General features: G+C 47.0%; 12 protein-coding genes and 1 pseudogene. 10 read left to right on the forward strand and 3 right to left on the reverse strand.

Going from position 1 to position 16,666, the window contains the following annotated elements:
* Window positions 1-103 precede the first annotated feature (103 nt).
* Complete coding sequence (locus tag R7041_RS09175) at window positions 104-796, forward strand: DsbC family protein (protein WP_008305510.1); 693 nt, start codon at window positions 104-106, stop codon at window positions 794-796.
* On the forward strand, window positions 796-3,207 hold the full coding sequence (gene traC / locus R7041_RS09180) for a type IV secretion system protein TraC (protein ID WP_008844786.1): 2,412 nt from the start codon (window positions 796-798) through the stop codon (window positions 3,205-3,207). Before R7041_RS09175 ends, traC begins: the two co-directional genes overlap by 1 nt.
* Before the next feature lie 62 nt (window positions 3,208-3,269).
* Here traC and R7041_RS09185 read toward each other — a convergent pair whose 3' ends face one another.
* Window positions 3,270-4,373 (reverse strand): RNA-guided endonuclease InsQ/TnpB family protein, encoded by a 1,104-nt coding sequence (locus tag R7041_RS09185; RefSeq protein WP_032479266.1) that lies wholly within the window; start codon window positions 4,371-4,373, stop codon window positions 3,270-3,272.
* Window positions 4,374-4,502: 129 nt separating this feature from the next.
* On the opposite strand from R7041_RS09185, the gene R7041_RS09190 reads away from it, so the two are divergent.
* From R7041_RS09190 to R7041_RS09220, 8 genes and pseudogenes are all read left to right on the forward strand, one after another.
* Window positions 4,503-4,850, forward strand: a complete 348-nt coding sequence (locus R7041_RS09190) for a hypothetical protein (RefSeq protein ID WP_008305502.1) — start codon at window positions 4,503-4,505, stop codon at window positions 4,848-4,850.
* The gene (locus R7041_RS09195) at window positions 4,834-5,346 is read left to right on the forward strand and encodes a S26 family signal peptidase (protein WP_169666767.1); all 513 of its coding nucleotides are present in this window, start codon (window positions 4,834-4,836) and stop codon (window positions 5,344-5,346) included. The genes R7041_RS09190 and R7041_RS09195 overlap by 17 nt, the downstream gene beginning before the upstream one ends.
* 10 nt (window positions 5,347-5,356) lie before the next feature.
* Window positions 5,357-6,481: a TrbC family F-type conjugative pilus assembly protein gene (locus R7041_RS09200; RefSeq protein ID WP_008844790.1), complete on the forward strand. Its 1,125-nt coding sequence runs from the start codon at window positions 5,357-5,359 to the stop codon at window positions 6,479-6,481.
* The gene (locus tag R7041_RS09205) at window positions 6,465-7,493 is read left to right on the forward strand and encodes a TraU family protein (protein WP_039995231.1); all 1,029 of its coding nucleotides are present in this window, start codon (window positions 6,465-6,467) and stop codon (window positions 7,491-7,493) included. The genes R7041_RS09200 and R7041_RS09205 overlap by 17 nt, the downstream gene beginning before the upstream one ends.
* 2 nt (window positions 7,494-7,495) lie before the next feature.
* On the forward strand, window positions 7,496-11,188 hold the full coding sequence (traN, locus tag R7041_RS09210; protein WP_053410657.1) for a conjugal transfer protein TraN: 3,693 nt from the start codon (window positions 7,496-7,498) through the stop codon (window positions 11,186-11,188).
* Between the two features lie 283 nt (window positions 11,189-11,471).
* A pseudogene (locus tag R7041_RS22725) lies at window positions 11,472-11,555 on the forward strand (integrase); the annotation flags it as partial.
* Between the two features lie 91 nt (window positions 11,556-11,646).
* On the forward strand, window positions 11,647-13,065 hold the full coding sequence (locus tag R7041_RS09215) for an SIR2 family protein (RefSeq protein WP_004249371.1): 1,419 nt from the start codon (window positions 11,647-11,649) through the stop codon (window positions 13,063-13,065).
* Window positions 13,062-15,101, forward strand: coding sequence for an ATP-binding protein (locus R7041_RS09220; RefSeq protein WP_004249372.1), 2,040 nt, complete (start codon window positions 13,062-13,064; stop codon window positions 15,099-15,101). The genes R7041_RS09215 and R7041_RS09220 overlap by 4 nt, the downstream gene beginning before the upstream one ends.
* A gap of 408 nt (window positions 15,102-15,509) precedes the next feature.
* Here R7041_RS09220 and R7041_RS09225 read toward each other — a convergent pair whose 3' ends face one another.
* Window positions 15,510-16,184 carry an endonuclease gene (locus tag R7041_RS09225; RefSeq protein ID WP_048608563.1) on the reverse strand — a complete coding sequence of 225 codons (675 nt, stop codon included), beginning with the start codon at window positions 16,182-16,184 and terminating at the stop codon, window positions 15,510-15,512.
* 41 nt (window positions 16,185-16,225) lie between these two features.
* A partial coding sequence (locus R7041_RS09230; protein WP_250263325.1) for a transposase occupies window positions 16,226-16,666 on the reverse strand: 441 nt, incomplete at its 5' end.

Consider the following 16,666-nt stretch of genomic DNA (forward strand, 5'->3'; position numbering starts at 1 on the left):
TAAGCCCCCTAGTTAGATTGCGATTTCTTCAATCTATCTAACCGAGTCCACATAGGACAACTGCATAGACTGGAGCCTCGATTTACATTAACGAGGACTCCTCATGCGAAAACTATCTCCAATCATTCTGGCGCTTGCGCTGTCTCCTTTGGTTCAAGCTGAACCTGTGTCTGAAGTGTCGCCCGTTGGCAAAATTGACGGCATGGTTTCTTTACCTGTCACGGGTATGAAAGCGGTCGAAAGCAATGGCCGTATTGTTTTCATGTCAGACAGTGGCCGGTTCGTCATTGATGGCACGCTCTATGATGCCTGGTCCAAAAAGCCGCTTACCAGCCTTGAAGAAATTCGTGAAGCGGGGAACACGCTGGACTTAGGTCGTCTTGGCCTAAAAATGGATGATTTGAATCCACTGACGCTGGGTGAAGGCAAAAAGAAAGTGGTGGTCTTTGTTGACCCACGATGCCCGCACTGCCATGAGCTTTTGAAACAAGCTTTACCGTTAACCAAAGAATACACCTTCCAAATACTCCCTGTGCCAGTGCTTGGTCCTGATTCAGAGCGTCAGGTTCGCCAGCTTGGCTGTGCGCGTGACAAAAAAGCGGCCACCGATGCATTGCTGAATGGCCGGATTGGTAACCTAGAACAGGATGATGCCTGCAACTTAGAACCAATGCAGCGTACCTTGGTGACGGCTCAAATCCTGGGCATTCAAGGTGTGCCTTTCATCGTCGCCAATGATGGTCGCATCAGCCGAGGCCGTCCTTATGATCTTTCTGCTTGGTTGGAGGGGCGTTAATGAAAGCCTCTCTGTATTCAGGGCAACGCGCTTCAGAGCTCTTGCCAGTATTGGCCTATTCCGACGATGAGCAACTGTTTTTCATGGAAGACCAGAGTGTTGGCTTTGGTTTTCTATGTGACCCATTGCCTGGTGGTGATGAGTCTGTTGCAGACAGGGTTAATGTTCTACTCAACAACGACTGGCCAAAAGACACTTTGCTGCAATTTGGCCTGTACGCCTCGCCTGATATTCAAACCGACCTTCAGCGCATGATGGGCTTACGGCATCGTCAATCCGATCCATTGCTTAGGGCGTCGATACGCAAACGTGCGGATTTCCTCGATGGGGGCACGGTTCAATCGATAGAAGAATCGACCCAGACTCAGGTACGCAACTTTCAACTGATCGTCACCTGCAAATTGCCTTTGGAAAGTCCTATACCGACGGAGCGTGAGTTGAGTCGAGCATCCGCGCTTCGAGCTTCTTTCTCTCAGGCGTTGGCAACGGTTGGTTTTCGCGTCACTGAGATGACTGACCGAAATTGGCTCGCGGCATTAAGTGCGCAACTTAACTGGGGAAAAGATGCTTCTTGGCGTAATCCATCTCCAATCCGCAGTGAGGCAGATAAACCACTTCGAGAGCAAGTGTTGGATTATGACCGAGCTATCAAGGTGGATAGCCAAGGTCTGATGCTGGGTGATTACCGAGTTAAAACCTTATCGTTTAAGCGCTTGCCTGAGCGGATCTGGTTTGGTCATGCCGCAAGTTTTGCGGGCGATATGATGACGGGCAGTCGCGGCTTACGCGGCAGCTTTTTGCTAAATGTCACCATTCACTTTCCTTCAGCCGAGGCGATGCGATCTCGTTTAGAGACGAAGCGTCAATGGGCGGTCAATCAGGCTTATGGCCCGATGCTCAAGTTTGTGCCGGTGCTGGCAGCCAAGAAAAAGGGGTTTGATGTTCTTTTTGAAGCCTTGCAAGAAGGTGATCGTCCTATTCGGGCAAATATGACCTTAACGCTGTTTTCCCCGACGGAAGAGGCGTCCATCAGCTCTGTTTCAAATGCTCGAACTTATTTCAAAGAACTCGGGTTTGAGCTGATGGAAGACAAGTACTTCTGTTTGCCCATTTTCCTGAATGCCTTGCCATTTGGTGCCGACCGCCAGGCGATGAACGACTTGTTTCGATTTAAGACCATGGCGACACGACATGTGATCCCACTGTTGCCTTTGTTTGCAGATTGGAAAGGCACGGGCACGCCAGTGATTAACTTTGTTTCCCGCAATGGCCAGATCATGAGTGTGTCCCTTTATGACTCGGGCAGTAATTACAACTGTTGCATCGCGGCGCAATCGGGATCGGGCAAGTCATTCCTGGTGAACGAAATCATCTCCTCCTACTTATCTGAAGGCGGGCAATGCTGGGTAATTGATGTTGGCCGCTCTTATGAAAAGCTGTGTGAAGTCTATGATGGTGAGTTCTTACAGTTCGGGCGGGACAGTGGCATTTGCTTAAACCCGTTTGAAATCGTTGAGGACTATGACGAAGAAGCGGATGTACTGGTTGGGTTATTGGCCGCAATGGCCGCACCTACGCAGTCATTAACCGATTTTCAGATGGCCAACCTAAAACGTCAGACCCGTGAACTGTGGGAGAAAAAAGGTCGTGCCATGTTGGTTGATGATGTGGCAGAGGCTTTAAAAAATCATGAAGACCGACGTGTGCAGGACGTGGGTGAGCAGCTCTATCCGTTTACGACACAGGGCGAATATGGCCGCTTCTTTAATGGTCACAACAATATTCGCTTCAAAAACCGATTCACCGTTCTGGAGTTAGAAGAGCTCAAGGGGCGTAAGCATCTGCAACAAGTGGTGTTGCTTCAGCTTATCTACCAAATCCAACAGGAGATGTACTTAGGTGAGCGGGATCGTCGCAAGATTGTGTTCATTGACGAAGCCTGGGATCTGCTGACTCAAGGTGATGTCGGTAAGTTTATCGAGACGGGTTACCGTCGATTTCGAAAATATGGCGGCAGTGCTGTAACAGTAACGCAGTCGGTCAACGATTTATACGACAGCCCTACAGGTAAAGCCATCGCTGAAAACTCGGCCAATATGTACCTGCTTGGCCAAAAAGCCGAAACCATCAACGCGCTCAAAAAAGAAGGCCGTTTGCCATTAGGTGAAGGCGGCTACGAATACCTGAAAACGGTTCATACCGTCACGGGTGTCTATTCCGAGATTTTCTTTATTACCGAGATGGGCACCGGGATTGGCCGCCTTATCGTCGATCCGTTTCACAAGCTGTTGTACTCGTCCCGTGCAGAAGATGTAAACGCGATTAAACAGTTAACGCGCAAAGGCCTTTCTGTTGCTGATGCCATCTCTCAGTTGTTGAAGGAGCGAGGCTTTGACTGCTCCCCTCCCTAAAGGAAGGGGATTCTTGTTTCAAGGCGTTATGCCCGAAGTTCATTAGAACAATCGGGACTTACTTACGCTCCACAAGCTAACACCGCTTGCCCAGCGGCTTTGATATTAATAGCGGCATTGGTATCACGGTCTAAGCGCGCTTCACACGCTGGACAAGTCCAATGCCTTATATGTAACGGTAGAGAATCAACTACGTGACCACAGCAATTACAACGCTTACTAGACGGATACCACTTGTCAATCTGGACAAGTGTTCTGCCGCGCCATTCTGCTTTGTACTCAAGCTGCCTAACCATTTCGCCCCAATTGGCGTCACCAATGGCCTTAGCAAGTCGCGGATTCTTGACCATGTTTTTAACGCTCAAACTCTCACAGCTAATCACTTGGTTTTCGTTTATCAACGTAGTGGTGAGTTTGTGGGTAAAGTCGCGGCGGCAGTCGGCAATCTTCGCCTGAATGCGAGCAACTTTGATTCTGGCTTTGTGGAAGTTGGCAGTTCCTTTCTTCTTCTTGGAAAGGCGGCGTTGCGCCTGAGCCAATTTCTTCTCGTACTTTGCAGTATGGCGGGGATTGCCAGATTTAAACCCGTCAGCGGTAATCACAAGGTCGGTCAAACCCAAATCAATACCCGTTGTCTTTTTGGTAACAGGCAGTGGTTTAGGCTCGAAGCGGCAAAGCATAGACACGAAGTAGCGGCCTGCACTGTCTTTCGAGATAGTGACGGTAGTTGGTTCGCTAGGAAGTTCACGCGACCAGCGAATATCAAGCGGCTGTTTGGACTTGGCAATGTAGATATTGCCATCTTTGAACTTAAACGCCGACTTCGTGAATTCTGCGCTTTGCTTGCTGCGCTTCTTCTTAAAGGCTGGATACTTCGCCCTTCCTTCAAAGAAGTTCTTAAACGCAGTTTGTTGATGGCGCAAAGATTGTTGGAGCGGTACACACGACACGCTGTTAAGCCATTCAAACTCAGTTTGCTTCTTGAGTTCGGTCAGCTTAGAGCTTGCCGTGTTGTAGTTAACCTTTTTGCTTTCGTTGTAGAAAGCGTCGGTACGCCATTTAAGGATCGCGTTATAAACGAAACGCACACAGCCGAAAGTCTGCGCAAGCAATTGAGCCTGTTCAGTCGTTGGGTAAAAGCGTTGTTTAATAGCGATCTCTTTCATAGTTCACAAGAATACAGTTGTTTTTGTGAAAGTAAATATTAACATTAACCAATCGGGTAGTTTTTGCTCCTTCGGAGCAACCGCTATCCCTCCTCGCCCTAGAAGGACGGGGTTTCTCGCGGGATTTAGATGAATAAGACCACGCTTTGGCCATTTATGGCCTCTATTACTTTGTCTATTGCTGGTAGCGGTTTAATGACCAGCTGGCTTTTAATGAAAACACTCGAACCCATCCACAGCCAGTTGGCGTTAAGTACGCCCATTGCAGTCGTGGATTTTGGGGATGCGGTGTTGTCACTGGGTCCTAATGCCAGCGAACAAGACATCGAATCCAGGTTGCTTCAGACCAATCAGCAAATTGAAAAGTTAAAAGCAGCCGGTTTTATCGTGCTGGATGCCCAAGCGGTGGTTGGCGCTGATGATTCTGTTTTCGTGCCAGTAGGCTCAAAGGAGGTGTCTCATGCAGATACTCCGTAAAAGAATGCCTTGGCGGCCATATCTCATCCGGCTGACCATTCTTGCGTTAATCATGGCCTTGGTAGGCACCTATGCCATGATGCGCTACCGAATAGGTATTGATACCCAGCAAGAGCGCTGCCTTCCTGATACCACGGTATATCTGATTGACTTATGGAATAAAGAGCCCGTTAAGGATGGTCTGTATGCCTTCCACTCAAAAGGACTCGCTCCGTTATATAACGACGGTACTCGGATGCTGAAACGCCTAACAGGGATGCCAGGGGATGAAGTCAAGGTGACGCCTGAGCATGTGCTGGTGAATGGTGCTGAAGTCTCTACCGGCATGGCATTAGCCCAGCGTCTTGGTGTGGCTGAAACAGAATTTAGCCGCTCATTGACGCTGCAAGAAAACGAGTATTGGTTTTCCGGTGAGGCCGCAACGAGTTTCGACTCCCGTTATTGGAATGCCGTTAAGCGCGAGCAGATTGTCGGTCGCGCTTGGCCGCTTTGGTAGGAGGTGGATGATGAGAAGACTATGCCTCTTATTTTTGTTGGTTGCTCCATTGGCTTGGGTGCAAGTGTCCTGGGCACAAGAGCCTTATCCGTTGTCTGACGAGGACAAAAAGATCGTCGAAATGAGCCGCAGCATTTTACAAAGTGCTGTGGATGGTGCATCTGAATTTATAGAGCCTTTTGCACCGGTTGAACAACCTGCGTCGCTCAAACACAGCGATGAATGGTTGATATTTGCGTCGTCCTCACTGGGAGATTCGTCACTGAAGCAGCTTTTCAAAGAGGCCAGTGCTACCGGCGCTATTGTGTTGTTTCGGGGAATTCCTGAAGGAAAGACCTTGGGGGCAGCTATCCGTGATTGGCATACCCTGATGACGGGGCTTGATCCTGTTCCTCAGGTTCGAATCGATCCGAAAGCCTTTGTGCACTGGCGGGTGACTAGCGTGCCTGCCATTTTTCGCATAGACGATGACAAGGTGACTGCAAGTGCACTAGGGGTTTACAGCAAGGACTGGTTGCAACGCCAAATTGAAACCGGCAATACCGGTTCATTGGGTCAACGCGGTCCGATTCATTCGATTTTAGAACCGGATTTGATGCAAGTGGCGATGCAGCGATTACAGTCGATTGACCTGGGCGCATTAAAGAAAAAAGCCATTGAGCGTTTCTGGTCTCGCCAAACATTCACTGACTTACCCAAAGCCACGCAGTATCGGATAAGAACGGTTGATCCAACCATCGTCATGCAGCGGCCACTATTGGATGCCAATGGCCGAACATTGATCCCAGCAGGAACGCGTATTAACCCGCTCAAAGCCTTGCCATTTACTCAGCAGCTCGTGGTGTTTAATGCGTCGAACGCTGAAGAAGTGGACGCAGTAGCGCATTGGCTTGAGACGCAAGATAGGACGCTGCGCCGCATTACGCTTATCACCACGCAGCTCGACCGTGCCCAAGGCTGGAATCGCCTCAATGCGCTCGAAAAGACATTGGATAGTCCGGTTTACCTTCTCAATGCCTCGCTAAAGCAGCGCTTTGATCTGCAAGTCACCCCATCGTTTGTTCAAGCAAAGGGGCTCGCGTTTGAAATAGAAGAAATTCCAGCAAAGGAGCTTGTTCATGAAAAAGCTCAATAATACGTATCGTCTGATGCGGACTCTCGTTGTCATGTTTGTCCTAAGCGCCTCTATTCCTGCAAAAGCCGAATTGACTTGCCCAGACGCGGGGTTATTGTCCGGCAAGTTGCTGACGGATGTTTGCTGGTCATGCATTTTTCCTATCCGGGTTGCCGGTCTTCCTCTTGGCTCTGGCAATGTCCCAAGCGGCGCATCAAATAAGTCATTTTGCTTATGTGAAGACAACTTAGGCGTGCCAAGGCCAGGTATTGTTACCAGTATGTGGGAGCCAGCGCGTTTGATTGAACTGGTCAGAACGCCAGGTTGTTCGCCTTCACTGGGAGGGATTCGCTTACCGTTAGGTGATAGGCGATTGCAAGGTGGTCATGGTGAAGGTGAATACGATACCGGTGATCTTGCTTTCTACCATTACCATTATTACGCCTTTCCGCTTTTGGTCATGCTCGATTTGTTCATGGATGGCAATTGCAATGCCGATGGTTACATGGATTTTGACTTGATGTATTTGTCGGAATTGGACCCAACATGGCTGAACGATGAACTGGCCTTTTTTACTCAGCCTGAAGCTGCTGCTGTTGCTAATCCATTGGCTATCTCTGCTTGTACCGCTGACGCTGCTTCATCAACGCTTGGTAAACCCATCGATCAGTTGTTTTGGTGTGCTGGCAGTTGGGGCCATCTCTATCCGTTATCTGGCCACACCTTAGCCTTTGGTTCATTAGCAGAAAACACCAGCCATTTAGCGGCGCGTGCAATCGCGGCTCAACACAGGCGTGGTCTTGCAAGACGAACAATGGGGAACAGTGCGCTATGCCGACCTGTTATCGAACCCATGCTGCCGAAATCCCAATACAAGATGAGTATGTTCTTCCCTGTACCAGAAACTGAAAGTGCGCATGTCATCGGTGAAAGCACCATGAAATGGGGAGAGTGGCGAACGATCCCCGGTGCCGGAGAAGATGCGCTCTACATTTTGTGGCGCTGGCAAGACTGCTGTAACTCGGGAGGTTAACTATGAAACCAACATTTTTTACCCGAGTGTTAGCGGGTATTTTATCTATCACTATGGCGTGCTTGCCCTTACATGGTGTGGCCGCTGATGTACAGCGCCAATCCGGCCTAAGCGGACAACAAGAAGGTAAGCAATTGCTGCAAAACTGGACGATGCCCGCACTCAATGGCAATACATTGTCGGTGCCGAATGGCAGTGGTAATGAGTCCATTAACTTGCAAGAGCTTTTCCCAGGTATGGATCAGGGCTCATTGGATGTCTTAACAGGCGTTTATGGCTCTGATGCCAGCATGAATCAATTGGGGACGCAGCGCCAAGAGAGCATGGTATCCGAAAGTGGCGCTACGGGTGAGGCATTTCGTTCGCTACAACAAATCAAAGACAGGTCTCGGCCAGATATGGTCAATGATCCCCTTTGGGCATTAACTGATGCGGTTCAAACTGACCCTAATCTATTGACGCAAAGCTTCCCAGGTTGTGAGTCTCAAGGTGAAGGAAGCCCAAACTACCAGCAATGTGACAGACTCAATACAGCGGTTAACAGCTGCACTATTACTCACGATTACACGGCAGGCATTATTGAGCATGTTTCAGGACCAATGAACCTTCGCTCTTGTGGTGAGGGATGTCTTGAAGTTTGGATTGGACGAATTGGCGACAACTACTGGAGTGGCCGTTGTAAAGTGTTTGAACAGGCCATCACACTCAAAGTCGTGAACCCCGATGCGATTACCTCAGCCGTTCTTGAGTACGCCAAATGGGATGACTACATGCAAGTTTGGCTTGGCGATCAGAAAGTCTGGTCTGGGCCGAACAATAACTTTCCACCAGAAACGGCTGGCCGCTGCGAGCTCAGTACCAGTTGGGAGCGCAATCCAAATACCGATCTCACTGCTAAGCTAAAAGCGGTAGAACCAGGTTTAGAAGTGCCGGTAAAAATTCGCGTATCGGTTACTGGTAGTGGTGAGGGGTATGCACGCATCAAGGTGCGCTTTGATCCAACCAAGGTGGTGATGAATGATAGTTGGTCGCCACAATCCTGTATCGAACAAGCAGCGGATATCCCGACGAAGTTTTCAGACTACAGCATTCAATGCACGGATCAGCCGTCTTCAACCAACGGATGTACGGTGGTCAATGGTGTTTCAGTTTGTGAATCCTACTTTGCCCCAAGCCCTGTGGCGGGCATATCGCCTTTGTGTCGGCGTATACAAGTCAGTGTGGATGACGAAAGCTATAAGGGGATTGAAAATCAGGCCTGCCAAGTGCTTGAAGCGAATCCTTCCTGTGGATTCATGTCGTCAGAATGTGCCGAAACCAATGATAAAGGTGAATGCATTCGTTTTACCGATACCTATGACTGTGGATTGCAAACCAGCGATCCAAAGTGTGTGGTATCCAATCTTATGCCGAGTAGTTTTGAAGCCTGTGAGCCTACTCAGACGATCACGCCATTTACTGAAACCAAGCATGTACCCGATTACCAGGTGTGCGAGAAGATCAGCACGCTTACTCAGTGTCAGTTAGAGCGACGTGTATCCGCTGAAACCCATCAACAAAGCTGGTCCATTGAGCGTGGTTGCTTTAGCTCCGAAACGCTCAGTTTTGTTCCACAGCACAGCAGTACTATGCAAACTGGAAACGCTACGCTGAGGATTTTTGATAATCAAAATACTGAGATAAAAATCACCGAGTCGCCATCCAAGGCAAATGGCTGGAAAACGACACTCTCATTGACGGGCAATAAGGAGACGGTGACTGAGACGAAACCGTCCATTAAATACCCTGAAATGACCTGTCCAAAAGGAACCTTGGTTGGCTCATTGTGTAAAGTCGTCAATGGTTCGATTATTTCGTGGCATGAACCCCAGGAGGTCACTCGTTCCAGATGCGATTCCGGCTGGAACAAAGTCGATTTCGACACTTGCAGCCGAGAAGTTCAGAAGTGTTTGGCTCCTGCGAAACTGAGTGCTTCCTTGACCTTCTCCGGCAAGTACTTAGAGCAAGACGTTGTTCATCAATCAAGTGATCCGGGCATAGACCAATGCTTGATGCAAACGGATCAGTTTACTGCGGTGCAGTGGCAGTGTTTGGATACGGGCACAAAACGAATCGACGGGTTAACGGTTGGTAGTAGCGAGTTGGCGAAGCTTGGAAGTCTTTATCCGGCTGTTGTTTCGTCTCCTGCTCATTTAACCAGTCGTGGCAGCTCTGATGGACTGGGGCTCTCATGCTGGAGGGCAAAAGCGACCTATAATGCCTCGACTGCTCACCCAGAGTTCAACATGGGCAGCTCAGATAGCTGGGTAGATGCCAATGGTAATACACAAACCATCGTCAATAACGGACAAAACACGACCACCAATACGTGTGCCGCGCTAGAGCAAAATCCGGCCTGCCAGTACGTCAGAACCGAATGTACTGAGGGCGGGGCTGGTCATGAAGGCTTCTGTTATATCCAAAGTTTGGTGTATGACTGCGGACAAAGCGTTGAAGTGCAAAACGCTCGAATGGAAACTCAATACAACTGTGAGGGGCCAGTTCGCTGTATGGGCACAGATTGTTTAGAGCCAGAGTCAATCAAGCAGGCTAACTTTGCAGAGGCCGCTGCGATGCTTAATGCGGCGCAGTTTATGACCAATGATATGTCATGCACAGGAGCTGATGGCCAAGATAACGTCGAGTGTACGGTCTTTAAAGGTAATGCTGGCCAGTGCAAAAAAGCCGTTGGCGGCATAGTGGATTGCTGTGAAAAGCCAAGTGGCGTGTCGCTATCGGATTACATCACGATGATAGTTGCGGTCAACAAGCTTGATACGGCAGTCATGGCCATGAATCCGTCTTCGGCAATCTATGGTTCGTGGAATACGCTCAGGGAACCAATCACCAGTACCTGGAGTGCGGTTAAAGAGCCTTTTGTGTCTGCATGGGACTCTCTCATGGGGGCTGGGCCATCAACGGCTGCTGGCGCGGGAGCGGAGCAAGCTGCGACTGGCTTTATGCAGGTGTTGACCAACAAAACGGCTGAGTGGGTAGGCTCTACGTTTGGTTCGGGGGCGCAATCGGCACTGTTTAGTAACGTTGGTGGTGCGGTTGGAGCCGATGGTGTCGTTTCGGGTGGTAACTTTGCCCTGGGGGGCGCTGCGGGCGCGGTTCTGAGTACGGTTATGACGGCCTACATGATTTATTCAGTCACTATGATCCTCATTCAGCTTATCTGGAAATGTGAGCAGAGCGAGTTTGAAATGAACGCCAAGCGGGTATTGAAGAGTTGCCACTATGTAGGCTCTTACTGCAAGTCTAAGTTCTTAGGTGCCTGTGTTGAAAAACGGCAGTCATATTGCTGTTTTACTTCGCCACTTTCACGGATCATTCAAGAACAAGTACGCCCTCAATTGGGCCTTGGTTGGGGCAGTGCCAAGTCACCAAACTGTGAAGGTTTGACCGCGAGTCAGTTAAACCAGGTAGATTGGAGCCAAGTCAATCTCGATGAATGGATAGGTATCTTGTCGATAACAGGCAACCTACCCGAAGTACCGTCACTGGATCTGGAACGACTCACAGGCTCAGGAAGTACGCTAAACGTTGATGGAAATCGTCAGAGTGCCGCAGATAGAGCCATTGAACGGCTAAACGGAATGGATGCCCAGAAACTTCGCCAGGAGGCAACGGAAGAAGTCTCGGGGAACAATTAGAATAAATTGCTCCGTTAGCCCCGTTTTGCAGGACTAATGGAGCAGAAAAAATAATCAATATGCATTTATGTAACTGCGACAAATTTGCAAAAATGTGTTTGTAGTAGTTTCGATAAATAGAGTTGGACATCGGACAGATAGCTATGAGCGAGGAACTGACGTGGCCAACCAAAATCGACCAACCCAGCTAAGCCACTTTTCTCAATATCTTCATTTTTAATTCATACATATTTGGGCTTGGATACCTCAAATATGTATGCAAACGTTCTGTATTGTAAAATGTCATGCTAAGCTCGAAAGCACGATTGAACACCTTGGTGTCGAGATTGAAGATGTACTAAGGATTTCAGATAGTTGTGACGGATGATTCAATGCCAACGGCTTAAGTTGTAAATATTCATGGCAGACGTTTGTGTCCCCAACGCTATATCTTTCACACAAATATGAGAAGTGTATTTATGACTATTCAGCAAATTAAAGTTGGCAGTGTTCCTGATATTATTGAGCTAACACCAAACTCCAATGAGCAAAGTGATTCTTATCCTTTTATCCTATCAACGAATACTTCATGGGGAGAACAGGGTTCTAAAATATCAATAGAGAAATTACGCCAAAATATTGAGCCTTGGTTAACAGCACTTTTTCAATCCGAACATTTAAATCTATTGATCGGTGCGGGTTTAAGTACGTCTATTCAAATGTCGGCTACAGGCGTGCCACCCGTTGGAATGGGGTGGATCAGTGATCTAGCGGTCTGTCAAAGCGAAATAAATGAATTCGCTACAAAAGCTGCCAAATCGGCTGGTCGCGCACAAGGAAATATAGAAGATCAAATTAGAGCTATTAATGAACTTATCAAAGGTCTTGAAATTTTAACAGTGTTGGATAGCCCGCAACCTGAAAACCCCCCGGCTCCATATGCAGCCTATAGAGACCTAAAAGCTGATTTAGCTGCAATTAAGGGGGAATTGTCTCGATGTCTAGGTGAGTTTTCAAAATCTGTCAGTACAGGAGAACACTTAATTAAAAGTGCTGAAAAAAAACGAAAAGAGGAAACTTTCAATTATCTTGTGAGTTTCTTAATGAGCTTTGCAAGTAGAACCGCTACACGCGACAGATTGCATATTTTTACAACGAACTATGACCGAATTATCGAGGTTGGTGCTGAACTTGCTGGTTTAAGACTCATAGACCGTTTTGTTGGAAGTATTGCTCCCGTTTTTAGATCCTCAAGATTAGAAGTTGATTATCACTATAACCCTCCGGGAATACGTGGTGAACCAAGATATTTGGAAGGAGTGGCACGTTTTACCAAACTTCACGGTTCTCTAGATTGGCACGAACAAGATGGTGCGATTAGGCGCTTTGGCCTACCTTTTGGAGCTCGCTCTGTTGAACCGTTTCTAGAAGCAGAGGGGCACGAAAGCGATAGTTATGAACAACTTATGATTTACCCTAATTCAGTCAAAGATAGAGAAACCGCTGAGTACCCCTATGTAGAGTTATTTAGAGACTTAGCAGCAGCGACTAGCCGTCCAAACAGTACATTAGTCACGTATGGCTATAGCTTTGGTGATGAGCATATAAACAGAGTAATTGAAGATATGCTTACCGTTCCATCTACCCATCTAGTCATCATTGCTTTCGGAGATCCGCTAGAAAGAATTATGAACTTCATTGGTAAAAGTGGAAGAAAAGCTCAAATCACTTTACTAATGGGTGACCATTTGGGGGATCTAAAAACTTTGGTTGATAACTATCTACCTAAACCAGCCATAGATAAAGCATCAATAAAGATGGCCGAATTACTAAAACAGCGAGGCTTTATCCAGTCAGAACACTCAGGTAATGCAACTACCACCGAGGTAACATCATGAGTTACTTGCCTATAGAAAGACTGGAACAGTTACGAATCGGAACCGTTGGTTTTGTATCGCCTAGTGAAATTAGAGTTTCCTTAGAAATTGATTCCCCAGACTCAGTCTCTCTTCAAGGAGGCTCACCTCGCAACTTTCCTCGAATCAACAGTTATGTGCTTATAAACAGTGATGATGGATTTCTAGTTGGTCAAGTTGAGTGGATCGCAGTAGAACACTCGCCATACCCCAAAAGAAGAGGCTTGCAAGATTTTGGCTTGATAGACTTACCTTTTCCTCTAAAAAAGCTCAGTATCAACCCCGTTGGTACATTGAGAAGCGATAGAAAAAACGATGGTTTCAAATTCACCAGAGGAACAGATGCATTTCCTTCAGTTGGTGATTCAGTGCTTTTACCTACTGACCAACAATTAAACTCAATAATCGAATCAGGTGAAAACAGAAGGGTTAAAATAGGAGATAGTCCTCTAGCTAACAATGCAGAAATAAAAATCGACCCCGATAAGCTTTTTGGGCGACATATAGCTGTTTTAGGCAACACAGGTAGTGGTAAATCTTGCTCTGTGGCGGGACTAATTCAATGGTCACTGGACGCAGTTTTACAACAGGGCCAAACTCCGAACGCTCGATTTATAATACTTGATCCTAACGGGGAGTACAGCCGAGCATTTGGTCCAAAGTCAAAATATAAGGGGAATTTATTGCGCGTAGAGGCTAACTCTGATTATGGTGAGTTAGAACTTAAAGTACCATCATGGCTATGGAACAGTTCAGAATGGGGGGCGTTCACTCAGGCAAGTTCAAAAGTTCAACTCCCATTACTACGACGAGCTTTGAGGGCGATGAGAAATGATGTGTTGTCAGAAGATGATGTGACAATTCAAGCAAAACATTTTTGCGGAATACTTTTAGTTTCAATAAGGCAACTAGCAAGTCAAGGGCAGATATATGTGAATGGTGGTCATGCCAAAGGCTTAGTTGAAAGTTTAACGTCATGGGAAACTAGCCTCATAACATTAAACGAAAAAATCCACAACCAACCTTTCAATAGTGTAATAAGCACGATAAATACTTACCTATCTTCCAGAAGAGGAGCACAGTGGCCTGCTAAGCCTGAAGTCAGTGATACTGATAAGTTGATTTCTGAGTTAAAAGAAGCTCATGTTGCACTTGGTGGTGATGAACAAGAACTTCTCCCGAAAAGTGAAGATACGCCTATTCGCTTTGAAGGTGATGACTTCGTCGCCTATCTCGAAGCTTTAGCACAAGAAACGGGAACTGAGCAGTTCATGGAATTTCTTTTGACTCGAATTCGCACAATGCTAGGTGACACCCGAATTAGTGCAGTTACTAAAGATTCTGAGGAACCAATAAGTTTAACTGATTGGCTAGATACTTTTCTTGGGAAGGATACTCATGGTGCTATCACTGTTATCGACCTATCACTAGTTCCCAATGAAATTATCCATCTTGTAACAGCAGTAATCTCTAGAGTGACTTTTGAAGCTCTTCAACGATATCGGAAGATGAATGGAAAACCATTACCAACAGTAATGGTTGCAGAGGAAGCTCATACATTTATCAAACGATACAAAGAAGAAAGTGAGAGTCAATCAGTTTCTGATGTGTGCTGTAAAGTATTTGAAAAAATCGCTCGCGAAGGGCGTAAATTTGGTTTGGGACTAGTAGTATCATCCCAACGACCTTCTGAGTTATCTCCTACTGTTCTTTCTCAATGTAATACTTTTTTACTGCACAGAATTAGCAATGATAGAGACCAAGAACAAGTTCATAGGCTTGTTCCCGATAACATGAGGGGGCTATTAAGAGAGCTACCATCGCTACCATCTCGACATGCAATTTTACTCGGATGGGCTTCAGAACTACCGGTGTTAGTTCGAATGAAAGAACTTAGTGAAGAGCAAAGGCCTCAGTCTGATGATCCTGACTTTTGGGACGTATGGTCTAACTCCACAGGTGAGCCTCGTGAAGTAAACTGGCAGCCAATCGTTGAAGAATGGCAAAACAGAGATTAATTTACCAGCCAAATTAGCGCCAAATAGATGCTTAACAATACGAATAAGATTAACTTTCTATGGCGCATTTTTTCCAAAGCGATGAGTGGCGTGAACTATTAGTGGTGTGCGAATCAATAGGCTATTACGCTAATTTCGATAAACGGGTACTTTCCAAAGTGACTTAGGGTTCCTTTCTGACAATTTATTAAATGCATAGATATTAACGACGCTATACGAGAGAAATTTGGGGGAATTACGATTGATTGAAAATTCGACTTAATTCGACAAAGCTGATGATGGTTCAAAAGCGAGTCAGATCCGAACGTCCACTTTGGCAGTTGCCGACTATCAGATTAATTTTAGTAATGTTAATCTGATTTTCGCTAAAAGAACCTTGTCCAACAAGTTTGTCTCAGCTAGTTTCAATTAACAGCTATTTGACACATGGCAGTTAGAGTTACCTTGAATAGTTTTAATCTTAAAATCACGCACTTTTTCCCATTCGTCAACAGGGTCCATTCTTGACCAAGCTTCAAATAGCTGAGTTTGTTGCCTACTGAGTCTTAGGCCGTATTGATCTCGCATGTAGAAATAAATTCTAGCAATATCACCCTGACGGTTAGCTGGTGGTTCTGCTCGACGGTCTTTGAAATCAACTTCGAAATCACATTGACCATAGGATCTTGGTTCATTCGGAATCATGCCAAATCGAAAATTTGACCTATCCCCATTGAGCTCTCCTACAGATGGTACGAGGTTATGGAGATCCGAAACCATTTTAGAAAACTCAGGATCATTCTTTTCGCAGTTCCGACGACCACCATTTTGCCAGCATTGGCGTTGATGGCCAATTTCCCAAGCTGAGACTACATGTTCCCACTCTAAGCGTTCACCTCGTTTCGGTTGCTTTCTTGGTTCATATCCGCAAGATGCAGCATCAATCGCACCATCATTGCTATAGCTACATCCACAGTAAAACGTACTCTGGTTGTCTTGGTAAATTTCTCGGGCAAATCGTTTTGCCTGACTGAACGATGTGGGGTGTTCTGCAATTGCAGGTATAGCGAATAACGCTATAAAGAAAGGGTATACGGATTTAATGGTTGATGGGGCACCTTCACCCCACCAACCTGATACCACCCTCAGATGGTTGATAGATCGACCCCGTAGTTGAGTTCCTCTGCGAAGTCCGGCAGTCCGTAACCGATGGTTTTCTTGTAGAACGGAGAGACCTTCGCAGTCGGAGCCTTCTTCTTGTGCTTCGTAGTGTAGAGCATTCGTGCCCGCATCACCTCGAAGGAGTAACCTCGCCCTTCACGGTTCTTGTCCTTGGCCAGTCGGTTGATGGACTCCGTGTAAGCATTGGTGACGGGCATGTCCGTCTCGAAGTAGGTCATGATCTCTTCGCGCCAGTTACCCACAGCCCTGACCAGATCGCTCCAGACTTCCTTCTGGCCCTTCGGAATGGTGGCTATCCAGTCGTCCAGGGCGGTTTCTGCCTGGGGTCGTGTGGTGGCGTCCCAGATGCCGTAAAAGCGTTCCTTGTGCTCGTAGGCGGCCAGCAGTTGCGGGAATGCGCCTGT

The organism is Vibrio sp. 1751, assembly GCF_033339895.1.
In the GTDB taxonomy this organism is placed as follows: domain Bacteria; phylum Pseudomonadota; class Gammaproteobacteria; order Enterobacterales; family Vibrionaceae; genus Vibrio; species Vibrio alginolyticus.

Excerpts from the sequence above, each read along its gene's own strand:
- R7041_RS09215 (WP_004249371.1), top strand. The coding sequence starts at position 11,647 with ATGACTATTCAGCAAATTAAAGTTGGCAGTGTTCCTGATATTATTGAG.
- R7041_RS09205 (WP_039995231.1), top strand. The coding sequence starts at position 6,465 with ATGAAAAAGCTCAATAATACGTATCGTCTGATGCGGACTCTCGTTGTC.
- R7041_RS09220 (WP_004249372.1), top strand. The coding sequence starts at position 13,062 with ATGAGTTACTTGCCTATAGAAAGACTGGAACAGTTACGAATCGGAACC.
- R7041_RS09185 (WP_032479266.1), bottom strand. The coding sequence starts at position 4,373 with ATGAAAGAGATCGCTATTAAACAACGCTTTTACCCAACGACTGAACAG.
- R7041_RS09195 (WP_169666767.1), top strand. The coding sequence starts at position 4,834 with ATGCAGATACTCCGTAAAAGAATGCCTTGGCGGCCATATCTCATCCGG.
- R7041_RS09200 (WP_008844790.1), top strand. The coding sequence starts at position 5,357 with ATGAGAAGACTATGCCTCTTATTTTTGTTGGTTGCTCCATTGGCTTGG.
- R7041_RS09190 (WP_008305502.1), top strand. The coding sequence starts at position 4,503 with ATGAATAAGACCACGCTTTGGCCATTTATGGCCTCTATTACTTTGTCT.
- traC (WP_008844786.1), top strand. The coding sequence starts at position 796 with ATGAAAGCCTCTCTGTATTCAGGGCAACGCGCTTCAGAGCTCTTGCCA.
- R7041_RS09175 (WP_008305510.1), top strand. The coding sequence starts at position 104 with ATGCGAAAACTATCTCCAATCATTCTGGCGCTTGCGCTGTCTCCTTTG.
- traN (WP_053410657.1), top strand. The coding sequence starts at position 7,496 with ATGAAACCAACATTTTTTACCCGAGTGTTAGCGGGTATTTTATCTATC.